The 21,930-nt window shown below is 31.3% G+C and carries 23 protein-coding genes and 2 pseudogenes; 12 read left to right on the top strand and 13 right to left on the bottom strand.

Annotated elements, in window-relative coordinates; genetic code table 11:
* The first annotated feature begins 311 nt into the window (after positions 1-311).
* The 6 genes from NIL_RS11040 to waaF all read left to right on the top strand — a co-directional run bounded on the left by NIL_RS11040 (position 312) and on the right by waaF (position 5,382).
* The gene (locus NIL_RS11040; RefSeq protein ID WP_187647936.1) at positions 312-650 is read left to right on the top strand and encodes a glycosyltransferase; all 339 of its coding nucleotides are present in this window, start codon (positions 312-314) and stop codon (positions 648-650) included.
* A 37-nt stretch (positions 651-687) separates the two neighbouring features.
* A complete protein-coding gene (locus tag NIL_RS11035; RefSeq protein ID WP_281389212.1) occupies positions 688-969 on the top strand; it encodes a glycosyltransferase in 282 nt (93 codons plus the stop codon).
* A gap of 119 nt (positions 970-1,088) precedes the next feature.
* The gene (rfaQ, locus tag NIL_RS01770; protein ID WP_187647934.1) at positions 1,089-2,183 is read left to right on the top strand and encodes a putative lipopolysaccharide heptosyltransferase III; all 1,095 of its coding nucleotides are present in this window, start codon (positions 1,089-1,091) and stop codon (positions 2,181-2,183) included.
* Entirely contained in the window at positions 2,173-3,378 is a 1,206-nt protein-coding gene (locus NIL_RS01765) for an O-antigen ligase family protein (protein WP_187647933.1), read from the top strand. The genes rfaQ and NIL_RS01765 overlap by 11 nt, the downstream gene beginning before the upstream one ends.
* Positions 3,375-4,394, top strand: a complete 1,020-nt coding sequence (locus NIL_RS01760) for a glycosyltransferase family 4 protein (RefSeq protein WP_187647932.1) — start codon at positions 3,375-3,377, stop codon at positions 4,392-4,394. Before NIL_RS01765 ends, NIL_RS01760 begins: the two co-directional genes overlap by 4 nt.
* Positions 4,381-5,382 (top strand): lipopolysaccharide heptosyltransferase II, encoded by a 1,002-nt coding sequence (waaF, locus tag NIL_RS01755; RefSeq protein WP_187647931.1) that lies wholly within the window; start codon positions 4,381-4,383, stop codon positions 5,380-5,382. Before NIL_RS01760 ends, waaF begins: the two co-directional genes overlap by 14 nt.
* Here the strand turns inward: waaF and NIL_RS01750 are convergent.
* The 7 genes from NIL_RS01750 to gmhB form a co-directional block, all read right to left on the bottom strand.
* Positions 5,374-5,832: a hypothetical protein gene (locus tag NIL_RS01750; RefSeq protein ID WP_187647930.1), complete on the bottom strand. Its 459-nt coding sequence runs from the start codon at positions 5,830-5,832 to the stop codon at positions 5,374-5,376. The genes waaF and NIL_RS01750 overlap by 9 nt on opposite strands.
* A complete protein-coding gene (locus tag NIL_RS01745) occupies positions 5,820-6,119 on the bottom strand; it encodes a nucleotidyltransferase domain-containing protein (RefSeq protein WP_187647929.1) in 300 nt (99 codons plus the stop codon). The genes NIL_RS01750 and NIL_RS01745 overlap by 13 nt, the downstream gene beginning before the upstream one ends.
* A complete protein-coding gene (gmhA, locus tag NIL_RS01740) occupies positions 6,119-6,682 on the bottom strand; it encodes a D-sedoheptulose 7-phosphate isomerase (RefSeq protein WP_187647928.1) in 564 nt (187 codons plus the stop codon). The genes NIL_RS01745 and gmhA overlap by 1 nt, the downstream gene beginning before the upstream one ends.
* Positions 6,683-6,769: 87 nt before the next feature.
* A complete protein-coding gene (gene rfaE1 / locus NIL_RS01735; protein WP_187647927.1) occupies positions 6,770-8,215 on the bottom strand; it encodes a D-glycero-beta-D-manno-heptose-7-phosphate kinase in 1,446 nt (481 codons plus the stop codon).
* Positions 8,212-8,571: a four helix bundle protein gene (locus NIL_RS01730; protein WP_187647926.1), complete on the bottom strand. Its 360-nt coding sequence runs from the start codon at positions 8,569-8,571 to the stop codon at positions 8,212-8,214. Before NIL_RS01730 ends, rfaE1 begins: the two co-directional genes overlap by 4 nt.
* An 11-nt stretch (positions 8,572-8,582) precedes the next feature.
* Entirely contained in the window at positions 8,583-9,587 is a 1,005-nt protein-coding gene (gene rfaD / locus NIL_RS01725) for an ADP-glyceromanno-heptose 6-epimerase (RefSeq protein ID WP_187647925.1), read from the bottom strand.
* 30 nt (positions 9,588-9,617) lie between these two features.
* The gene (gene gmhB, locus NIL_RS01720; RefSeq protein ID WP_187647924.1) at positions 9,618-10,124 is read right to left on the bottom strand and encodes a D-glycero-beta-D-manno-heptose 1,7-bisphosphate 7-phosphatase; all 507 of its coding nucleotides are present in this window, start codon (positions 10,122-10,124) and stop codon (positions 9,618-9,620) included.
* Between the two features lie 174 nt (positions 10,125-10,298).
* Between gmhB and NIL_RS01715 the strand changes: the two genes are divergently transcribed.
* Positions 10,299-10,598 (top strand): c-type cytochrome, encoded by a 300-nt coding sequence (locus NIL_RS01715; protein WP_187647923.1) that lies wholly within the window; start codon positions 10,299-10,301, stop codon positions 10,596-10,598.
* A 384-nt stretch (positions 10,599-10,982) separates the two neighbouring features.
* Positions 10,983-11,862, top strand: a pseudogene (locus NIL_RS01705) (IS256 family transposase); the annotation flags it as partial.
* Between the two features lie 246 nt (positions 11,863-12,108).
* Here NIL_RS01705 and NIL_RS01700 read toward each other — a convergent pair.
* The 6 genes from NIL_RS01700 to rho are packed head-to-tail and all read right to left on the bottom strand — an operon-like array spanning position 12,109 to position 16,866.
* Positions 12,109-13,698 (bottom strand): DNA polymerase III subunit gamma/tau, encoded by a 1,590-nt coding sequence (locus NIL_RS01700; RefSeq protein ID WP_187647920.1) that lies wholly within the window; start codon positions 13,696-13,698, stop codon positions 12,109-12,111.
* Complete coding sequence (locus NIL_RS01695; protein WP_187647919.1) at positions 13,688-14,035, bottom strand: HepT-like ribonuclease domain-containing protein; 348 nt, start codon at positions 14,033-14,035, stop codon at positions 13,688-13,690. Before NIL_RS01695 ends, NIL_RS01700 begins: the two co-directional genes overlap by 11 nt.
* The gene (locus NIL_RS01690; protein WP_187647918.1) at positions 14,028-14,318 is read right to left on the bottom strand and encodes a nucleotidyltransferase family protein; all 291 of its coding nucleotides are present in this window, start codon (positions 14,316-14,318) and stop codon (positions 14,028-14,030) included. Before NIL_RS01690 ends, NIL_RS01695 begins: the two co-directional genes overlap by 8 nt.
* 26 nt (positions 14,319-14,344) lie before the next feature.
* The gene (gene murI / locus NIL_RS01685; protein ID WP_187647917.1) at positions 14,345-15,097 is read right to left on the bottom strand and encodes a glutamate racemase; all 753 of its coding nucleotides are present in this window, start codon (positions 15,095-15,097) and stop codon (positions 14,345-14,347) included.
* Positions 15,098-15,121: 24 nt separating this feature from the next.
* Positions 15,122-15,463: a four helix bundle protein gene (locus NIL_RS01680; RefSeq protein ID WP_187647916.1), complete on the bottom strand. Its 342-nt coding sequence runs from the start codon at positions 15,461-15,463 to the stop codon at positions 15,122-15,124.
* A gap of 47 nt (positions 15,464-15,510) precedes the next feature.
* Entirely contained in the window at positions 15,511-16,866 is a 1,356-nt protein-coding gene (rho, locus tag NIL_RS01675; protein ID WP_187647915.1) for a transcription termination factor Rho, read from the bottom strand.
* Positions 16,867-17,151: 285 nt separating this feature from the next.
* Here rho and NIL_RS01670 point away from each other — a divergent pair.
* The 4 genes and pseudogenes from NIL_RS01670 (at position 17,152) to NIL_RS01655 (ending at position 21,917) form a co-directional block, all read left to right on the top strand.
* Positions 17,152-17,838: pseudogene (locus NIL_RS01670) on the top strand (IS1595 family transposase).
* 542 nt (positions 17,839-18,380) lie between these two features.
* Complete coding sequence (gene wecB, locus NIL_RS01665; RefSeq protein WP_187647914.1) at positions 18,381-19,517, top strand: non-hydrolyzing UDP-N-acetylglucosamine 2-epimerase; 1,137 nt, start codon at positions 18,381-18,383, stop codon at positions 19,515-19,517.
* Positions 19,508-20,716, top strand: a complete 1,209-nt coding sequence (wecC, locus tag NIL_RS01660) for a UDP-N-acetyl-D-mannosamine dehydrogenase (protein ID WP_187647913.1) — start codon at positions 19,508-19,510, stop codon at positions 20,714-20,716. Before wecB ends, wecC begins: the two co-directional genes overlap by 10 nt.
* Positions 20,709-21,917, top strand: a complete 1,209-nt coding sequence (locus NIL_RS01655; RefSeq protein ID WP_187647912.1) for a UDP-N-acetylglucosamine 4,6-dehydratase — start codon at positions 20,709-20,711, stop codon at positions 21,915-21,917. Before wecC ends, NIL_RS01655 begins: the two co-directional genes overlap by 8 nt.
* The last annotated feature ends 13 nt before the right edge of the window (positions 21,918-21,930 follow it).

Below are 21,930 nucleotides of genomic sequence, written 5' to 3'. Positions count from 1 at the left end.
TAGTTGATATTTTTTTGTATCAAAACCAGAATTAATAAACTACGATATAATAATATACCAAAAAAATTCAATAAACATCATCTAAGCATAATAAGAAAAGTTTTAATGAAAAAAACTGTTTTTTATTTTCATCCACTTTATTTAACTTTTACTTCCGTACAAACTATTCAAATAATAAGAGATTATAAGAGTTTATCTAATTTAGGTTATAAAATATATCTATACGGCTTTTATGATCAAGAAAAACGAAAAACAAGTTTTTTAAATCAATTTCAAAGCTAGATGGACTTATTTTTACAAACTTTTCACAAGTGATTTTTTTTAAAAAAGAGTTTAAGAAAAACTCTCCCGTTAATTATATCATCTTACCTAACGGTGTTGAAATAGACAAGTTTAAATATACACAAAAACAAGATAATTTTGTCTTAACATATCTTGGACAGTTTAATAAATGGAAAAATATTGATCTAATTTTTTCATCTTTTTCACTACTTGATGAAAAATTTACCCTAAAAATAGCAGGAGGAAAAGGGGATAGAAAAAGTATTGAAATAATAGAAGAATTAATTAAAAAATACAATATTGACAAAAAAAGAGTAAACTATCTTGGATTTATAAAGCAAAATGAAATTGTAAAAAAAAGTCCTTAATAATTCTAACGTATTACTTTTACCATTAGGAAATAATATTCAATCAAAATATTTAACTTCCCCTATGAAACTATTTGAATATATGGCAACAGGAATTCCTGTATTGGCGGTTAACTATCCATCAATAAATCTTATTGTTAAAAACGATGAAATATATCTTGCGGATAACGATCCGATACAGTTTGCAAGGACTATAGAAAAAATAGTAACAGATAAAAATCAAAAGAAAAAAATAACAAAAATGAATAAATTGGCAAAAAAATTTTCTTACAAAAACAGAAGCAAAAATTTCGATAATTTTTTAAAAAAACTAAATTAAATAAGTTTAAACTATTGTAAAAATGTATATATAAAAAGTTTTTTCAGTTTTAATTATTTGCAACTTTACTAGAATTCAGTTTTTAAAAGAAAAAAAGATTTTATATATTAGGTTCTATAATGAAAATTCTTCTAATAAAATTTAGACATATAGGAGACGTTCTTTTATCTACTGCCCTTATAAAAAATTTAAAGAAAAATTTTCCAAATTCAAAGATAGATTTCGTATTAAACCAAGAAAGCTTGCCTATTCTTAAAAATAATCCTAATATCAATAAAATTTTCTCATACGATAGAAAAAATAAAAGTCAAAGTTTTTTAAAAAAAATAAAATATGAAATTGATTTTACAAAGCAGATAATCAAAAATAGATATGATATTGTTATAAATTTAACAGAAGGCGATAGAGGAGCTATAATATCTATATTATCTAAAGCACCAAAAAGATTAGGTATAAGAACCAGGAACAAATTTTTAAACCTTTTAAAACCGTATACTAAAGAAATATCTTTTGATCCGTTTATTCACACAGTCGAAAAAGACTTACAATTTGTAAAACACTTGGGAAAAAATATCTTAGAAAAAAAAGTAGAAATTTATATAGATGATATTAGCAACAAAAAGATAGAAAATATTTTAAAATCTCACAATATCGAAAAGTTTATAATAGTTCATCCGGTCTCAAGATGGCTGTTTAAATGTTGGGACGACGAAAAATTCGCCAAAGTTATAGACTATATAGAAAACGAAACAAACTTCAAAGTCATCATAACCTCTTCTCCAGAAAAAAAAGAGTTAGATAAGGTAAATACAATACTCTCGTATTGTAAAAGCACCCCTTTAAATCTTGGAGGCAAAATCTCTTTATATGAGCTTTCCGCTCTTATTTCAAAAGCAACTCTATATTTAGGCGTAGATACGGCGCCGATGCATATGGCTGCAGCCCTGGATATTCCGGTTATTGCTCTTTTAGGTCCCACTGAACCTACTATTTGGGGTCCATGGGACAATCAAACGGAAAAATCTAGCTATAAAAAAATCAAACAAACCCAATTCAACGGTAAACATGTTATTATACAACATCCAAACGATAAAATCGTTTTTAAAAACGGCAAAAAAATAAGTACTGCTATGATGAGTATTAGCATAGAAGAAGTTATTGAACAAATAGATAAAGCATTAAACAACAAACACGGAAAAAATTATGAGATTTGATAAAGATAACCTCTTACAAAATACATCTGCGGAAACAGATATTTTATTTAGAAGTTTTTTAATTTCTCTTTTTTTACTATGTTTATCGCTACCTCTAACTGAAGCTGGAAAACAGATTTTTTCATATTTAACTATTTTGCTTGGATTATCAATAATAATTAAATATAAAATAAAAATAAAAAAAGATGTAATTTTTTGGTCATTTTTAATGTTTTTTATATTTTCTTTAATAAGCTCTTTTCAATCAGAATATCAAAACACTGTAATATATAATTTACGGAAAAATTTAGATATTTTTAGAATATTATTAATATTTATAATTTTAAGAAATACACCATTAACAAAAAATAATATAAAATACTATATTATTTTTCCTTTATTATTATCTTTTATAATCGCTTCTTTTTGGGGATTTTATGATAAATTTGTATTAAATCAATATATGAATATTCATTCCGTAGGACATGTTAACCATTCTGCAATTTATATAATCTTTATGTTTTCACTCTCTTTAGTCTTTTTTTTAAAAATAAATGATATTAGACTTAAAGTTTTGTTTTTTTTCTCTACCTTTATTGCGATTTTTGGCATATTAAACACTGGAAGTAGAGCAGCAATTTTCACTTTTCCTATAATCTATTTTTTATATCTAATAATTGATAAAAAAATGAATTTAAAAAACATATTGTTTTTTATTTTTTTGTCTTTGATTTTACTAGCGATTTTTTATTTTTTACTACAAGATTCAAGACTATTTATGAAAATTCAACAAGGACTTTGGCCAAGCTACAGAGATGTTCTTTTTAAAACTGCTATTTTAAAGTGGCTAGATGGAGATTTACTATTTGGCATAGGACCAGGTAATTTTATCAATATTAATATTCACGACTATTTTCCATACTCTCCATTTGAACGAAATTCTCATGCACATAACACCTTTACAAATTTTCTTGTTGAAAGAGGAGTGTTAGCTCTCATTTCATATCTAATATTTTGTTTTACAATATTTTATAAATTTATTAAGCATAAAAATTTGGACATTGTACAAGTATCTATATTAATATGGGTTGCAAATATGATAATCTCTTTAGCTAACACTACTTTTCATCATGAAAATGCTATGCTGTTGTCTCTTATTTGGGCTAGTACATTGAATTATATAGAAAATAAAAATAAAGACAATATCCTTTTATGATTAGTTTCATCCGTCAAAAATATACTCCCTACGGAGGAGCGGAAAGATATCTTGAGAGACTTACAAAAGTTTTAAAAGAAAAAGATATCGATTTTGAGATCATACATGCAAATTTTCCAAATTGGCTTCCTTCTTGGATAAAAGCTTTACTTTTTAATAGACAAATTTGCAGCAAAAAAAATAAAAAGTTTTACTTTTCTCTAGATCGTATCGCCTGCCCCGATATATACAGAGCAGGAGACGGGGTCCACAAAGAGTTTTTAAAAACTAAAGGTATATCTTTAAATCCACTTCATCTAACATATCTCTATCTTGAGAAAAAAGCTTTTCTAAACGCAAAAAAGATCATAGCAAACTCTAATATGATAAAAGATCAAATCCTCAAAAATTACAATGTTCCTCCTGAAAAAATAGTTGTCATCTACAACGGTATAGAGATAAAAGAGTTTGATAAGATTGAGTCTAGAGTCCTTCTTTCTAAAGAGTTTGGAATAGATAAAGATATCAAAATTATCCTATATGCCGGAAGCGGTTTTAAAAGAAAAGGAGTTGTGGAGTTTTTACAGACTTTGGCATTGCTTGAAAGTGATTTTCACGCTTTTGTTCTTGGTAAAGAGAAAAATATATCAAAATATAAAAAAATGGCAAAAGATTTGGGAATTGATGCAAAAGTTACCTTTACGGGTCCAAGAAAGGATATCGACTATTTTTACGCGGCTTCCGATATATTTTTATTTCCAACTCACTACGAGCCCTTTTCCAACGTTGTTTTGGAGGCTATGAGTTTTGAAAATGTAACGTTTACTACGGCCCAAAATGGCGCTTCCGAGATATTACCTAAAGAGTTTATTTTAAAAAAACCAAAAGATTTTTCGGTTGCTAAAAAGATAGATTTGTTCTTAAAAGATGAAGAAAAACTCAATAAAACGCAAAAAAAGATGAGAGAAATTTCAAAAAACTTTACCATAGAAAAAAATGTCCAAAAAACGTTAGAGGTTATCTATGAACTTGTCTAACCCTTCAAACTTCAAACTTCAAACTTCAAACTTACTTATCGAACTTCCCACATGGCTTGGTGACACTGTTATGGCAACACCGGCTATCGAAAATCTCATACAAACTCTAAATCCTAAAGAGATAACTATAGTAGGAAGTTACGTATCTACCGAAGCGTTAAAACACCATCCAAAAATAAATAAAGTTTTCATCGACGAAACCAAAAAGAGTAAAAATCGCCTCTTTTCAACATACAAACTAGCTAAAAAAATCGGTTCTCATGATATCGCAGTATCTTTTAGAAGCCACTTTTTTTCTAAACTTCTACTCTTTTTAACAGATTCAAAAAAAAGATTTTTTTATTCTCCTTCAACCTTCAACCTTCAACCTTCAACCTCTTTGCATCAAGTAGAAAAGTACAACTACTTCATAAACTCCGTTTTTAAAACAGATCTACCGCCCAGCGACTTAAAACTCTATCTTAATCCTTACCACCTTATCACCTTACCGCCTTCTCCTCTATTAGGTATAAATCCAGGCGCAACATACGGAAGTGCAAAAAGATGGTATCCTCAAAAGTTTGCAAAAGTAGCGGCTACCTTCTCGGATAGATTTAATATAGTAATTTTTGGAGGCCCAAACGAAAAAGAGATAGCAAAAGATATAGAAAAAGAACTCAAAATATTGGGTATTAAAAACTATATAAATTTAGCCGGAAAAACTACTATAGAAGAGTTGATGGCAGCAATCTCAAAACTGGATCTTTTTATAACAAACGATAGCGGACCTATGCACATAGCGGCAGCTTTTAAGATACCAACTGTTGCTATTTTTGGCCCTACCGACTATACTTCCACTTCCCAATGGGAAAACCCAAAAAGTAAAATAGTCACTCTAAACTTGGACTGCTCACCCTGTATGAAAAGAGTCTGTCCGCTAAAACATCATAAATGTATGAAAGATTTAACTCCAAATATGGTTATAAAAGCTGCAAACGAGTTAATCTAAAAGACTTTCTCTTTTTAAATAAATTTTTATATCATTAAATATTGATTTTAGATTTGCATAACCCCACATAGCTTTTTTAAGATTTTCCAATCTCTCTTCATAATCTAACGGATATTCGTGCGATATATCATTTCTAATTTCTCTTAATCTATCCCAAGTTGTAGCATCTTTTATAATCCCCAATTTTTCCATTTTATTTAACACATCTTTCATAGGAATAGAATAGTTATCTATCTCTTTCAAAGCATATAAAATCTCTTTAAAAAGCTTTGCTCCCATACTGTCTTGTATTTTTGCATACCTAAATAAAAAACTATTTACAATCCTTTCTTTTTCAATATTTTCATATATTTTTTCATTTAAATCCATTTTTGTTAACTCGTCAAAGTCAAAATCAGTTTTTTTAAAAAGTTGTTCAAGCATAAAAATTTTCTCTTTTAATTGCTCCATAGCAATATTCCCTCTTTTTTAGCAATATCATCTATTAACTTTCTTTTTTTCTCAGGATAATGTAAAACTATATCTATTTTTTGTTCACCTATTATTTTTTTTAAACATACCAAAAAATCTATTTTCATCATGAAATCAGGTTTTTTTGGAAGTTCAATATACAAATCGATATCTCCACCCTTTTTTGTATCATCAACTCTACTACCAAAAAGATAAACTCTACCCTCTTTGATAATATCTTTAGCACATTTTCTAATAGCTTCTATCTCAAATTCTGTCAATCTCATTAAAAATTCTCATCAATAACATTGCATATAATATGACCTATCATAATATGCATCTCTTGGATACGAGGTGTTTCATTTGATGGAACAACAATATTTGCATCACATAAAGCAGCCATTTTCCCACCATCTCTACCGCTTAACCCTATAGTTTTGCACCCTTTTGTTTTTGCAATTTCCAAAGCTCTCAAAACATTTTCGCTATTTCCGCTAGTACTTATACCTATAGCTACATCCCCTTCGTTCGCTAAGCCATCTAACTGCCTTGCAAAAACTTCCTCAAAGCCGTAATCGTTTCCTATAGCCGTTAAAGCGGAAGTATCTGTTGTTAGGGCAATAGCCGGCAAAGAGCGTCTCTCTTTTTTAAATCTCCCCACAAGCTCAGCCGCAAGATGTTGAGCGTCAGCCGCACTTCCTCCGTTTCCAAAAAGTAAAATCTTTTTTTGATTTTTTAGTGCCTCAACACAGATTATCGAAGCGGTATATATATGAAACTTTAACTCTTCAACAACCTTTTCAAAAGTTTTTAAATGAGACTCAAAATCTTTTTCTATTATTTCCAACATTTTTTTCCTTTATTCGTAAAAGTTTAGTATATTTAATGTATTAGAATATTGAGAAATAATATACCAATATACAAATATACTAGTATACTAATTCGACTTATTTCTCACTTTCTCAATAATCTTACTCGTACTCTTACCTTCAACAAATTCTATAAGTTTTACCTCTTTTGCTATATCGCTACCGACTATCTCTTTACCTTTATAATCGGCTCCTTTTACCAAAATATCAGGCTGAATTATCTTTATAAGCTCATAAGGAGTATCCTCTTTAAAAATCACAACAAAATCCACCACTTCCAAAGCTGCTAGCAAATAAGCTCTGTCATACTCAGGATTTACGGGTCTATCATCACCTTTTAATCTTCTAACGCTTTCATCGGCGTTAACGCCTACTATCAAAACATCGCCCAATTTTTTAGCTTTTTCAAGATATTTCACATGCCCTATATGTAAAATATCAAAACAGCCGTTGGTAAAGACAATCTTTTTATTTTTACTTTTTAGATATTCAACGACTTTTTTGATCTCTTCAAAGCTTTTTATTTGCTCCTCGGAACTACTTTTATGCAAAGAGCTTTCATACTCTTCTATCTCTTCTAAAGTAGCAGTAGCGCAACCAACTTTTCCTACAACTACTCCGGCCGCAAGATTGGCAAACCGCGCGGCTTCTTTTAAACTCTTTCCGCTTGCAACCGCAAAACCCAAAGCCGCCAATACCGTATCGCCAGCTCCCGTAACGTCATAAACCTCTTTAGCTACGGTAGGGATTTTAACCATCTTATCTTCAAATATTGCCATTCCCTCTTCTGACAAAGTTATTATCACATTTTTTAAATCATACTCATTTTTCAAATAAAATCCGGCCTCTTTTAAACTCTTTTCATCTTTTATCTCGATACCAGTAGCGATTGACGCCTCTTTTTTGTTAGGCGTTATTAGATCGGCTCCTTTGTATTTGCTATAATCTTTTCCTTTTGGATCAACAAAGATCGGAATCTTTCCGTTTGCTAAAGAAACTATCTCCTGAGTCAACGAAAGAGTTAAAACCCCTTTACCGTAATCGGAAAGCAAAATTAGATCAAAATCCGAGAAATTTTTCTTTAAAACATTCAAAATCTCTTCTTCGCTTCTTTTAGAGATATCATCTTTACTCTCTTTATCAAACCTTACTATCTGTTGATGAGAAGCGATAACTCTACTTTTTTTGCTGGTTTTTCTTCCCTTCTCTTTTATGAGAACTAGTTTTTTTATGCCTCTTTTTTCTAATCTTCTCTCTAGCCACTCTCCGTTTTCGTCATCTCCCACAACACTAACTACGCTTACCTCAGCTCCAAAAGCTTTTAGATTGTTTAAAACATTTCCCGCTCCACCAAGAACAAAGCTCTCCTCTTTGACATCGACTACCTGAACTGGCGCTTCAGGGGATATCCTCTCACACTCTCCCCAAAGGTAGTGATCTATCATAAGATCACCCACTACCAGGATTTTAGGAATATAGGTTGAAGGATGAAGGTTGAAGGATGAAGATATCATTTATATTCCTTTTTAGAATTTATCAATGCATTTAACATTTTTTCTATTTCTAAACTTCTATTTTCTATTTCATCAATATTTTCTATCATATTTAATCTTTTGGCAAGTTCAATTTGAGTTTGAAGTTCATATAAAGAGCCTAAAGCAATATGTAAAAACTGTATAAACTCTTTATCTGTTTTTCTTCCTTTACCTTCTGTAATGTTAGTTGGAATAGATATCACTGATCTTTTTATCTGAGATGCCAAACCATATATTTCTTCTTTCGGAAAATATAGCAATTTCTCATAAACTAATTCAACTAGTTTCATTGCTTTTTGCCAAACAATTAAATCTCTATATTGATTATTTCTCATTTTATTCCCTTCTACCTTACTTCCTCATCATAAATCTTTTTAATATAAGGTATATCTGCTTTTATACCCTCTTCTAAAGAAAATCTAGGTTCATAATCTAAAAACTTTTTGGTTGGTTCGATATCGGCTTGAGTAAAAAACTGATACTGTTTTTCGTAAGGGTTTGGAATATATTCACAAGGAAGTTCAGTGTTTAACTCTTTTTGTAAAATATCGACTATATCTTGAAAACTTCTAGCAATCCCAGTAGCGGCGTTATAAACTCCGCTTTTTTTCGGATCACAGGCTTTGATGTTGGCTTGTATAATATCTTCCACATACACAAAGTCCCTTTTTATCTTGTCGCTTCCTACAAAAAGTCTAGGGTTTTGTCCTCTAAGTATCTGTAAACCAAACTGAAGTATCATAGATGCGGTTTTGTTTTTGTAGTATTCTCTAGGACCGTAAACATTAAAATATCTAAGTCCTACGATAGGAATGTCACTTTTTTTTATATATTCATAAGCTAAATTATCCATCATAAGTTTGCTAAATCCATATATATTTGCGGGAGCCTCTTTGCCGACGCTATGAGGAGCCGGTAGTTTTCCGTAAACCGCCCCGCTAGAAGCGTAAATCATCCCCGCTTTCATCATAACCGCCATATCTAAAAGGTCTTTAAAAGCATTTACGTTTGTATCTACCATTATCTTTTGATCTTGAACCGTAGTATCGCTAATAGCGGCTTGATGAAAAATATAGTCAAACTTAAAATCGTTTAATCTCTCAAGATCCTCTTTATTTGTGATATCTCCGCTTATTATTTCACCTTTAAAACCTATAAGGTTTTTAAAATGGCCAAAACTAGTCAAATTACCGTTTGAAAACTTCTCTTCGGTTCTAAATTTGTCAAAAACAACCACTTTGCACTCGGGAAAATTTTCTTGAAAATAGAAAGCCAGATTGCTCCCTATAAAACCGGCTCCTCCTGTTATCAAAACGGTTTTATTATTAAAGTCTATATCGCAATATCTCATCTTTTCTCCTTGTAACTTACCGGCTACGTTCTACTTTTTAATTATAGAAATTGTATCTAAAATCGATTTAACTTTAAATTTCGCTTTCGTTTCCATATCTCCTATCAATATCGTATTTTTTATACCGGCACTCAAAGCCGCTTCTATATCTCTCTCTTTATCTCCTATCATCCAAGAGTTTATTAGATCTACATTAAATTCTTTGACTGCCTCTTTTATCATTCCAGGATTAGGTTTTCTACATTCACACCCTTCATCTGGAGAATGAGGACAAAAAAATACTTTTTTTATGTCTATCTCCTCTTTTTTCAACTCTCTCAACATCCACTCGGTAAGTTTTTTAAAATCATCAATAGTATAATATCCTCTACCTATTCCGGACTGATTAGTTACGACTATAAGCAAATACCCTAAACCTTGAAAATGTTTTAGCGCTTTAATCAATCCTTCAACAAATTCAAAGTCATCAATTTTGTAAACATAAGATTTATCTATATTTATAACTCCGTCTCTATCTAAAAAAATAGCTTTATTCATACTGAACCTTCCTTCATTGTCGATATTTAAAACTATTTTGTTTCTTTTCTTATCACAAACAATATTTTAATGCAATTCTACAACTCTTTATCTTTATTAAAGATTTCATAATTTATAATATGTACGACTTAATCAAATTTGCACCTATTGTGCAAAATCTATAAAGGAGCATAAATGAAAAAATTGGCAATAATAGGACTTATCGCCGCTGGAACTATGAGCCTAATGGCGGCTGACGGAGCGGCTCTATATAAAAAATGTGCGGGATGCCACGGCGCTCATGGTGAAAAACACGCACTTGGAAAATCTAAGCCAATTAAAGGTTGGAGTAAAGATAAGCTAGTTGAGTCTCTTAAAGGATATAAAGCGGGTACAAGAAACGTTTACGGAATGGGCGGCCTTATGAAAGGTCAAGTTGCTTCTTACAGCGATGCTGACATCGAAGCTGTATCAGAATATATCTCTAAATTCTAAATTTACTTAAGATTTTTCGGGCATTTTGCCCGAAAAATAGTTTTAAGTTTATAACAAATTTGCAAGACATATTGAAAAATCCCGCAACTCCTCAAATAGCGGTCTGATTTGCCCAACCTATCCTCTTAGCCTTGCTTAGGTATCTTTTGGATAAATAGAAATAAGTTAGTAATCAGCAAACAGTAAGCAGTGATCAGTAAAAAGTTAGTATAGTTATTAATGAATTTTGTTTTTATTATATTCAATCAATCTAATTATCATTTTTCTAATTTTTTCCTGATATTCTCACTTTTTAAAGAGAGGGAGCAGAAGTCCCATAAAAATAGGTTTAGAGAGGTTTAGAAGAGAGGGGTCAGGGTGTCTTGATATTTTACAGGATTTGATGTGAATGGAGTATCCACAAGAAAGATAGAGCGTTTGGCCAAAGAGTTGGGGATAGAAAATATTAGTGCTTCGCAAGTATCTCAAATCAATAAAGGGCTAGATGAACAAGTAGAAGAGTTTCGAAACAGACCGCTGCAAAAAGAGTATCCCAACGCAAGGGTTGATGCTTTGTATGAGAAAGTGAGAGACTATGAAGGAAGAGTGGTATCTACCGCTATTATGATAGCTTATGGTGTAACACTAGAAGGCAAAAGAGAAGTATTAGCCATAGAGCCATTTATCAATGAGTCTTATGAAACTTGGAGAAATTTCTTTGAGAGACTCAAAGAAAGAGGATTACAAAAAAATAGCATTGCTTATCAGTGATGTACATTTAGGGATTCAAAAGGCTTTCAAAGAGAGTTTTATTGGCGCATCATGGCAACGGTGTAAAGTCCATTTTATGCGTAATATCCTGGCTCATGTTCCACCTAAAGCAAAAGAGAAATTTGCAGCAAAACTCAAACAAATCTGGCTGCAAAACAGCAAAAAGGAAGCTTATCTTATAGCCCAAGCTATTATCGATGAATATGGCAAAAAATTCCCTGAAGCTACCCAAGTGCTTCAAAATGGATTGGAAGACTCTTTGCAGTTTTATCACTTCCCGCAAATTGATAAAAGGAGGATAAGTTCGACAAATGTGTTAGAAAGAATCAACAAGGAGATTAGAAGACGCTCTAAAGTAGTATCTGTTTTTCCATCAAGAGAGTCCTATATTAGACTCATTACCACATACTTGATGGAGTACACTGAAGACTGGGAGATTGAGAGAAGCTATATTCATCCACAAAAGCTTCAAGAGGTGATGGAAATCTATGAAGCGCAGCTTAAAGCTGCTTGATATCCAATGAAATACAACTTGCTGGGAAGTAAAATTGCGAACAAAACTTGACAGTATCAGGAAAATTGCGAATTTTTCTTGACATTATCGTTTAGTCAAATGTACAATTTTATCTATAATTGTAAAATTCAACAACTTCAGATGTGATTTTTGATAATTTTATTGTGAAGGTTGGATTGCAGTCATTGCAAACAATGCTTACATCTTCTCTGACAATATTTTTTCGTCTATTTCACTTGAGTTTACTCAAACTTTAGGCTTTACGATAATCCTTTTTGCGTCAAATAGCTCTTTTGCTTTTTGCACCATAGGCTCGTTTAAAATATCTTTAGTTTCAAACTCTTTAGCGGATAATCCCGCTTGAGCGCTTATACAGCTGCTTTGTGACTCTATATCTTCTATCATAGAAGAGCTATCTTCGTTTGCGTGTAGCTCCATCTCTTTGATTTCGTTTTTCGGTGGAACTATCTTTTTTATCTTTGTATCTATACCGAAGATCTCTTGAACAAAGTGTCTTATGATTCCGTAAGAGATTTTTAAAGTTTTTTTGCACTCCTCATCGGGATCGCTTTGCCATGTTAAAACTTTGTTTTCAAAAGAGACAAATTTAATGCTCTTTTCAAAACATTTTCCTAGTTCATAATTTCTGTCATAAAGTTTTTTGATAAGTTTTTTAAACTCCACTTTATAATCTTTCGGTTTTTGCTGTAGAGGCTCTTTTGGTTTTGTCTCTATCGGTTTAGGTTGAGTTGGTCGTTGAGTAGGCTCTATATCTGTTTCATTGTTTAAAGATTCTATCAGTTCGTCTATCTCTTTGATTTTTAGAGCCTCCATCATTTTTAAAAAAGATAGAGTCAAAACAAAATCTTCGTCTGCATTTATAAAAAGAAGATTTTTGGCTTCGCTCAAAATTCTAAAAAACCTATCCAGAATCAACGTGGAAAATCTTATATCACCCTCAAAAAGTCTCTCTTTTAGATAGATGATCATCTCATCTATCACCATTTCAGCTTCATAATCTCTTAGATTTTCCACAATCTCTTTTACTTTTTTCTTATCGCCGCTTAAGATAGCTTCGAAAATCTTTTCTAAAACTTTAGGGTCCACTAAACCCAACATTTCTGTAACAGTTTGGGTATTGACGAAGTTTTTGGAGTAGATTATGGCTTGATCAAGAAGAGTTAGAGTGTCTCTAAGTGACCCGGAACCGCTTCTAGCTAATATCTGCAAAGCCTCCTCTTCATACTCTACATTTTCAAGATTTAAAATATGCGCTAAATGAGACACAATCTCTTTTTCGCTTATTTTTTTAAATCTAAAATGCTGTGTTCTACTCAAAATAGTTGCCGGCAGCTTTAAAGGATCGGTAGTTGCAAGTATAAACTTAACATATTCGGGAGGTTCCTCCAAAGTTTTTAAAAGGGCGTTGAAAGCCTCGCGTGTTAGCATATGAACCTCGTCTATGATAAATATCTTAAATCTTGCGCTTGCGGGTTTGTATTTGGTCTGTTCTATAAGATCTCTGATGTCGTCTATCTTTCTGCTGCTAGCAGCGTCCATTTCTATGATATCTATATGGCGGTTTTCATTTGCTGCGATACAGTTTTCACAAGACTCACATGGTTTGCTTGTAGGTCCTTCATCGCAGATCATAGCTTTTGAGAAGATCCTAGCGGTGCTTGTTTTTCCACTTCCTCTAAGACCGCTAAAAAGATAAGCATGAGAAAGGTGTTTTGAATCTAGAGCTAAAGACAATGTTTGAGCAATTGAGTCTTGACCTATCAAATCTTCAAAACGTTTAGGACGATATTTAAGCGCAAGAGTTTTAGACACCATAATCCTTTAAGATTTTATTAACAGTTATATATAAAATTTCTAAATCATTTTTAGCAGTTTTATATACTATCTCATAATCAACGCCAAAATATTCATGAATTAAAAGATTTCTAAAATCTTTAATATCTCTCCATTCAATATCGGAAAATTTTTCCTTAATATCTTTCGATATATGAGAAACCGCCTCTCCTATTATTTCAAATTCTCTTATAGTTGCCTGATATGTTTTTCTATCTTTAACTAAATCTTGAGCAGATTCTATATCTTTTAGATATTCAAAAATAGCTTCACAGCTTTCTTTTATATCAAGAAGATACAATACTTGATCCCTAGACATACAAAACCGTTTCTAATATCTCTTTTTTTATATATTTTTTTAAAGCTTCAGGAGTTGTAAGATCTATTTTTTTTTGAAGTTTTTTTTCTAAGAAACGTTTTATTTCTAAAAAGTTGTGTAAAGTTTTTTTTGATTTTTCAATTTCCACTAAAATGTCAATATCGCTATTTGTTGTAAAAGTTCCTTTTGCAAAACTTCCAAAAATACCAATTTTTATTACACCAAATTTTGATAGCTCTTTTTTATTATCTTTTATTATTTTTAAAACTCTATTTTTATTCATCTTTTTTCCAAGTATGTTTTTTTATATTATACAATAGAAGGTTTTAACCAGACTTTTGCGATAACTTTTAATTTTTCGGGATTTTCGGAGGCGAAAAGTTTCAACGATGTTTTTGAAAATCTCTTTTTAAGAGAGAAATCTTTTTCTAAATGCTCTACTATCGCTTCTCCGGAGTGAATGAGAGTTGTATCGTTTTGGAAGTAATTTTTTATATTTTTGGCTATCAAAGGAAAGTGTGTGCAGCCAAGTATAATGGCGTCAGGTTTATTGATATCTTTAAAGTAGTGCCTCATAGCCGCTTCCAAAACCTCTCCCTCAAATATACCTTCTTCCACGATAGGAACAAAAAGTCCGGTAGGTTTTGAAACAAGGTTGAAAAAACCTTTTTGATTTAGAAGTTTTTGGTATTTTTGACTTTTAATAGTAGCGTTAGTTCCAATTATGAGGATATTCGCCTCTTTATCATTTATCTTTCTCTCTAGAGCCAAAACTCCGGGTTCTATAACCCCTACAACCGGGAAAGGAGCGTTTTGCTTAAGTTCTGGGATAGCATAGGCGCTTACCGAGTTGCAGGCTGTTATCAAGATATCTACCTCAAAGTTTTTAAAAAACTCCAAAGCTTCCAAAGAGTAGCGAATAATTGTGTTTTTGTCTTTTATCCCGTATGGGACCCTTGCGGTATCTCCAAAGTAGATAATCTCTTCGAAAAGTTTGTGTTCAAGAAGACTCTTTACAACGGTGAGTCCACCTATGCCGCTATCAAATACTGCCACTTTCATATTTTAGTCTTTAGTCATTAGTCTTTAGAATTTGGTTTTTTTTATCAAAGAAGATAACATTTTTGAAATCTCATTTAGTTCATCTATCCAAGACAAACCGACATTTTTTGAAATATAACCAATTTTTATACCTATAAATATTTGAGTTTTCAATTCTGCAATAGAGCCTTTTGAAATATCTATAAATCTTATTGTCTCTTTATCTGATATTCTTTCAAATCCTTCTGCAATATTGCTTGGAATCAAAAGAGAAGATCTAGTTATTTGATCTTTGAATGAGTAATCTTTTAAACTTTTAAAATATTTGTAAATATCTACACATAAATTGGAAGAACGTTTCCATACATCAAGATTTTCACATTTCAAAACGATTCCCTTTTTCTAACGACTGTCGACTAAATACTAATGTCTACTCATGCTCCTTCATTCATAATACTTAAAAACTCTTCATTGTTTTTCGTTTTTAGCATCTTAGAGTATAAAAACTTCAATGCTTCAACTTCGTCCATTTGCTGCATAGCGTTTCTTAGAGCCCAAACTTTAGGTAAAGTGTTAGGATCAAGGAGAAGTTCCTCTTTTCTTGTACCAGATTTCAGTATGTCTATGGCCGGATATATTCTCCTATCGGCTATCTTCCTATCAAGAACTATTTCGCAGTTACCCGTTCCTTTGAACTCTTCAAAGATGACTTCGTCCATTCTTGAGCCAGTATCGATAAGAGCAGTAGAGATGATAGTGAGGCTACCGCCTTCTTCTATGTTCCTGGCCGCACCAAAAAATCTTTTTGGTTTATGAAGAGCATTTGCGTCAACACCGCCGCTTAAAACTTTACCGCTTGATGGAGTCACCGTGTTATAGGCTCTTGCTAGTCTAGTTATAGAGTCAAGCAAGATTACCACATCTTTGCCCATCTCAACTCTTCTTTTTGCTTTTTCTATAACCAGTTCGGCTACTCTAACGTGGTTGCGTGCTGGCATATCGAAAGTTGAGCTGTAAACCTCTCCTTTTACGCTTCTTTCCATATCAGTAACTTCTTCAGGCCTCTCATCAACTAGCAACACGATAAGTTCAATTTCTGGGTGATTTTTTGCTATCCCGTGAGCCAACTCTTTCATAAGCTCAGTCTTACCGCTTCTAGGAGGTGCAACTATAAGAGCTCTTTGACCTTTTCCTATAGGAGTGAAGAGATCTAAAACCCTTCCTGTTAGTTTCATTGGGTCGTATTCTAGTTTTATTTTTTGAGTTGGATAGAGTGGGGTTAAGTTGTCAAAAAGAGGTCTTTTTTTACTCTCTTCAGGTGGAAGATAATTTATAGCTTCTATCTTTAAAAGTGCGTAGTATCTCTCTTGATCTTTTGGAGGTCTAACTTGTCCAGTTACAACATCTCCGTTTCTAAGTGCAAATCTTCTGATCTGGGTGGCGCTTACATAAGCGTCGTTTGCAGTATTTGAAAAGTTTTCGTTTATACCTCTTAAAAATCCGTAACCCTCAGGAGTTATTTCCAATATACCCGTAAAAAGTATATACCCGCCTTTGCTCACTTGAGACTTTAGTATCTCAAACATCAAATCTTGTCTTTTATACTCTTGCGGGTTTTCGATACCAAGTTGAGTAGCAATCGCTATAAGTTCGTCAAGCGTTTTTGTTCTAAGTTCTTCTATAGTGTAGCCCTCTACCGGTATATGTGTTCTTGTTTTTGATTTTGGAGCAGATTGTCCGTTTTGGTTTGAATTTGTCGTCGTTTCGCTTTGATTTGTATTTTCGTTCATTGATTTCCTCTTGTGATTTTGTTTGCAGCAGATTTTATGAAAGATAAAAAGAGCGTTTTTAAGTAAATATGTGTCGTTATTTTATACTAACCCACTATTATTGTCAAGTTTATGTATAAGTCCAATACATATGGCACTCATTATGATTTTCAAGAAGGTATTTTACCGGAGATTTAAAATTAAGTGAATAGTGTGTATAAGTCTATAACATTTCATTTTAGAATTGTATAAATTTTAAAGGGTCAAGACTAGTTTAGCAATAAAAATATGCTAAACTATATCGATATGAAGGGCAAAAATAGATATATAAAAAAAATGCGCATATTTCAGAGAGAAAATTTAAAGAGATTCTGAAATGTTTTTGCTTAGATTTAACAGCAAAACAGACATCTGAAATAACAAAAATTAATCGAAATACAATCAATAGATATTTTAATAAATTCAGAGAGAGAATAGTGAGACTTTGTCAAATTGATTCTCCATTTCAGGGAGAAATTGAAGTTAATGAGAGTTATTTTGGAGCAAAAAGAGTAAAAGGTAAAAGAGGCAGAGGAGCAAAAGGAAAAACTATCGTATTTGGTATTTTAAAAAGAAATGGTAAAGTTTATACAGAGATAGTTTCAGATGTTCAAAAAGACACATTACAGGCAATAATTAGAGGGAAAATTTCGATAGAGAGTGTAATTTATTCTGACAAATTGAGAGGTTATAACTAACTTTTGATATTGGTTATGACAAGCATTTTAGAGTAAATCATGGTGACAATGAATTTGCAAATGGAAAGAATCACATTAATGACATAGAATCATTTTGGAGTTATGCTAAAATGAGATTATATAAATTTAGAAGACTCTCTAAAGACAAATTCAATTTACACTTAAAAGAGTGTGAGTTTAGATTTAATAATCGTCATAATGATTTATTAAAATTCTTATAAAAAACTTTAGAAAAGAACCTCTAAACGGGTCTTGACCCTAAATAAACCTGGATTTTACAATAGACTTTATCACATTAGCACTTAACACCCCGTTTATAGGCAATTAAAAATTTTTTTTACTTATCATCTTATAGATAGGGCTTCAAAATTTTTAAAAAGCCTCTAAATCTCAAGTAAAAGTACTATTGAAACAAATTCTATTGCAAAATCCGGGTTAAAAAACTAATATAACTTATGTGCGAAAGTTGAGTTAAGTAAGAAAAAGAAAGTGTTTGCCCAATTAGATATATTAATAGAGAAAAAATAGCAAAGACTATTGAATAGAGAAAAGAGATAGATTTTGATAAAATCTTAGAAGAATTCAAAGATCTTTTAAAAGAGGTTTATCAGACTGCTCTAGTATACTGTCCCCTGGCCAACTGCACAGTGTATAATACATAAAGAGTGAAAAAATGAAGGGGTTAAAGAATGGAGAAATTAGATAAAAATCAAAAATATTATAAAACTATTTCCAGCAAAGAAGAGAGCATGCATAATAAACATGATAAATGCAACTATAATTTCTAGTAGGATACAAATGAAAAAAATATTAATAGTTTTTGGTACACGTCCAGAAGCAATAAAAATGGCTCCATTGGTAAAAGAATTTGAACGAAATGGGGATAGATTTATATTGAAAGTTTGTGTTACTGCTCAACATCGTCAAATGCTTGATCAAGTATTAAATCTTTTTGAAATTAAAGCAGATTATGATTTAAATATTATGAAAGAAAATCAAGATTTATTTGATATAACATCAAATATCTTAGGCGGTATGAGGGAGGTTTTAAATGATTTTAAACCCGATTTTGTTTTAGTACATGGTGATACAACGACAACTTTTGCAACAAGTTTAGCATGTTTTTATCAAAAAATAGATGTAGGACATATTGAAGCTGGACTTAGAACTGGTAATTTGTATTCCCCATGGCCAGAAGAAGCAAATAGAACATTAACAGGAGTATTGGCAAAATATCATTTTGCACCCGTACAAAAAGCAAAAGAGAATCTTTTAAAGGAAAATATAGAAGATAAAAACATAATTGTTACGGGAAATACTGTTATAGATGCTTTATTTATGGTACTTGATAAAATCGAAAATGATTTAAATTTAAAAGAAGAAATTATAGTAAAATTGACTAAAGCTATATCTTTTAAAACTTTAAACTCAAAGTTTATATTGGTTACAGGGCATAGGAGAGAAAATTTTGGAGAAGGTTTTTTAAATATTTGTTATGCTTTAAAAGAAATAGCTATTAAAAATCCCGAAATCAATATCGTTTATCCTGTTCACTTAAATCCGAATGTGAGAGAACCTGTAAACAAAATATTACAGAATATAAAAAATATTTACTTAATTGAACCGCTTGAATACCATGAGTTTATTTATTTAATGAGTAAAAGTTATATTATTCTTACAGATAGCGGTGGGGTTCAAGAAGAGGCCCCATCACTTGGAAAACCAGTATTAGTTATGAGAGAAACAACAGAAAGGCCTGAAGCAGTAGAAGCAGGTACAGTGAAACTTGTAGGAACAGATAAAGAAAAAATTGTAAAAGAGATAGAAAAACTTCTAAAAAATAAAAAAGAGTATGAAAAAATGAGTAAGGCTCATAATCCTTATGGAGATGGTAAAGCAAGCAAAAGAATTGTGGAGTTTTTGAGATGGAAATAAATAAAAAAATATGTATGTTAGGGCTTGGATATATTGGTTTGCCAACAGCTGCTCTTTTGGCAAATAGAGGATATAATGTTCATGGTGTTGATATAGTTGAAGATGTTGTAGACACAATAAATAAAGGAGAGATACATATAGTTGAACCTGAACTAGATACTTTTGTTAAAGCAGCAGTTAACAGTTGTAAACTCATAGCAGATATTAAGCCGTCAGAAGCAGATATTTTTATAATTGCAGTTCCAACACCATTTAAAGATAACCATATTCCAAATATTGATTATGTAATAGATGCAACAAAGTCAATTGTTCCTTATATAAAAGATGGAAATATTGTTATTTTAGAGTCAACTTCGCCTGTTGGTACAACAGAGAAGATTGAAGAGACATTAAAAAATGAGGGTATTGATACATCAAAGATCTATATCGCTCATTGTCCAGAAAGAGTTTTACCGGGTAGAATTATGCAAGAGCTTGTAGAAAATGACAGAATAGTTGGAGGTATTACTACTGAAGCTACAGAAAAAGTTGCAGAGTTTTATAAAACGTTTGTAACAGGAGAAGTTTTAAAAACAGATGCAAAAACGGCTGAACTTTGTAAATTGGTGGAGAACTCTTTTAGAGATGTAAATATTGCGTTTGCAAATGAATTATCAATAATTTGTGATAAATTTGGAATAGATGTATGGGAATTACGAGAACTTGCAAACAGACATCCAAGGGTAAATATTCTTTACCCCGGAGTTGGAGTAGGCGGACATTGTATTGCAGTTGATCCTTGGTTTATTGTAGCAGATGCTAAGGATGAGGCAAAACTGATAAGAACAGCAAGAATGGTAAATACTTTTAAAACAGAATGGGTTATAGAAAAGATTAAAAATGAAATATTAAAATATGAACTTGAGAATAAAAGAAAACCAAAAATTGCTTGTATGGGTCTTTCATTTAAACCAGATATAGATGATTTAAGAGAATCTCCCGCACTTTATATTACTAGAAGATTAATAAAAGAAAATTATAATATTTTAGCAGTAGAACCTAATATTGAAGAGTTTAATGAATTTAAAATTGTAAATTATGAAAAAGCTATTTATGAAGCAAATATTATTGTATTTTTAGTGGCACATAAAGAATTTAAGAATCTAAGAATTAGTGGAAATAAAAAAGTGTTAGATTTTTGCGGAGTGTTTAATGGATAAAGAAATATTAAAATTGCTAGGAAGAAATAGCGAGCTTTTTGAAGAAGATATAAAAAAACATGAAAAAGAGCTTAGTAAAATAATCAATAATTCTTCATTTTTAGTAATTGGTGGTGCTGGAAGCATAGGTAGTGCAACAGTAAAAGAGATATTTAAAAGAAATCCAAAGAAACTTCATGTTGTAGATATAAGTGAGAATAATTTAGTAGAACTTGTAAGAGACATTAGAAGCAGTTTAGGATATATTGATGGAGAGTTTAAAACATTTGCATTGGATGCTGGGAGTTTTGAGTATGATACTTTTATAAAAAAGGATGGGAAATATAATTATGTATTGAATTTTTCAGCCTTAAAGCATGTTAGAAGTGAAAAAGACCCATTTACTTTGATGAGAATGATAGAAGTTAATATTTTGAATACTGAAAAAACACTTATGCAATCTATTGCAAATAAAACAAAAAAATATTTTTGTGTATCTACTGATAAAGCAACAAATCCAGTAAATATGATGGGTGCAAGTAAAAGAATAATGGAACTGTTTTTAATGAGAAGAAGCTTAGAAATTCCTGTATCTACTGCTAGATTTGCAAATGTGGCTTTCTCAGATGGGAGTCTTTTATATTCATTTAACAGACGACTTGAAAAAAATCAGCCAATTGTTGCTCCAAAAGATATCAAGAGATATTTTGTTACACCAAAAGAGAGTGGAGAGCTTTGTTTGATGAGTGCAATTTTTGGAGAAAATAGGGATATATTTTTCCCAAAACTTAGTGAAAAATTGCACTTAATAACATTTGCTGATATTGCAGTTAAATATTTAAAAATTAAAGGATATGAGCCTTATATTTGTGAGAGTGAAGAAGAAGCAAGAGAATTTTTTAACTCCAAATCCAAAACCCTAAATCCTAAATCCAAATATTGGCCTTGCCTTTTTACCATTAGTGATACTACAGGAGAGAAAGATTTTGAAGAGTTTTATACAGATGAAAATATCATTGATTGGGATAGATTTGAAGGAATTGGGGTTATAAAAAATGAACCAATTTTTGAAGAAGATAAGCTAAACTTTTTTATGAAAGAGATAGAAAGGATGAAAAACTCTCTTAAGTGGAGTAAAAAAGAGATAGTGGAACTTTTTGAATATATGTTACCTGAATTTTCGCATCTAGAGCGAGGAAAATATTTAGATGATAAAATGTAAAATAGGAGTTAGG

It is taken from the genome of Nitrosophilus labii (assembly GCF_014466985.1).
GTDB lineage: Bacteria > Campylobacterota > Campylobacteria > Campylobacterales > Nitratiruptoraceae > Nitrosophilus_A > Nitrosophilus_A labii.
This window is presented reverse-complemented; position numbering and strand designations above follow the sequence as displayed.

Excerpts from the sequence above, each read along its gene's own strand:
- rfaQ (WP_187647934.1), top strand. The coding sequence starts at position 1,089 with ATGAAAATTCTTCTAATAAAATTTAGACATATAGGAGACGTTCTTTTA.
- NIL_RS01695 (WP_187647919.1), bottom strand. The coding sequence starts at position 14,035 with ATGTCTAGGGATCAAGTATTGTATCTTCTTGATATAAAAGAAAGCTGT.
- NIL_RS01730 (WP_187647926.1), bottom strand. The coding sequence starts at position 8,571 with ATGAGAAATAATCAATATAGAGATTTAATTGTTTGGCAAAAAGCAATG.
- NIL_RS01700 (WP_187647920.1), bottom strand. The coding sequence starts at position 13,698 with ATGGTGTCTAAAACTCTTGCGCTTAAATATCGTCCTAAACGTTTTGAA.
- murI (WP_187647917.1), bottom strand. The coding sequence starts at position 15,097 with ATGAAAGTGGCAGTATTTGATAGCGGCATAGGTGGACTCACCGTTGTA.
- rfaE1 (WP_187647927.1), bottom strand. The coding sequence starts at position 8,215 with ATGATATCTTCATCCTTCAACCTTCATCCTTCAACCTATATTCCTAAA.
- gmhA (WP_187647928.1), bottom strand. The coding sequence starts at position 6,682 with ATGTTGGAAATAATAGAAAAAGATTTTGAGTCTCATTTAAAAACTTTT.
- wecC (WP_187647913.1), top strand. The coding sequence starts at position 19,508 with ATGGAAATAAATAAAAAAATATGTATGTTAGGGCTTGGATATATTGGT.
- NIL_RS01655 (WP_187647912.1), top strand. The coding sequence starts at position 20,709 with ATGGATAAAGAAATATTAAAATTGCTAGGAAGAAATAGCGAGCTTTTT.
- NIL_RS01750 (WP_187647930.1), bottom strand. The coding sequence starts at position 5,832 with ATGGAGCAATTAAAAGAGAAAATTTTTATGCTTGAACAACTTTTTAAA.
- NIL_RS01690 (WP_187647918.1), bottom strand. The coding sequence starts at position 14,318 with ATGAATAAAAATAGAGTTTTAAAAATAATAAAAGATAATAAAAAAGAG.
- NIL_RS01745 (WP_187647929.1), bottom strand. The coding sequence starts at position 6,119 with ATGAGATTGACAGAATTTGAGATAGAAGCTATTAGAAAATGTGCTAAA.
- waaF (WP_187647931.1), top strand. The coding sequence starts at position 4,381 with ATGAACTTGTCTAACCCTTCAAACTTCAAACTTCAAACTTCAAACTTA.
- gmhB (WP_187647924.1), bottom strand. The coding sequence starts at position 10,124 with ATGAATAAAGCTATTTTTTTAGATAGAGACGGAGTTATAAATATAGAT.
- rho (WP_187647915.1), bottom strand. The coding sequence starts at position 16,866 with ATGAACGAAAATACAAATCAAAGCGAAACGACGACAAATTCAAACCAA.
- wecB (WP_187647914.1), top strand. The coding sequence starts at position 18,381 with ATGAAAAAAATATTAATAGTTTTTGGTACACGTCCAGAAGCAATAAAA.
- rfaD (WP_187647925.1), bottom strand. The coding sequence starts at position 9,587 with ATGAGATATTGCGATATAGACTTTAATAATAAAACCGTTTTGATAACA.
- NIL_RS01765 (WP_187647933.1), top strand. The coding sequence starts at position 2,173 with ATGAGATTTGATAAAGATAACCTCTTACAAAATACATCTGCGGAAACA.
- NIL_RS01715 (WP_187647923.1), top strand. The coding sequence starts at position 10,299 with ATGAAAAAATTGGCAATAATAGGACTTATCGCCGCTGGAACTATGAGC.
- NIL_RS01760 (WP_187647932.1), top strand. The coding sequence starts at position 3,375 with ATGATTAGTTTCATCCGTCAAAAATATACTCCCTACGGAGGAGCGGAA.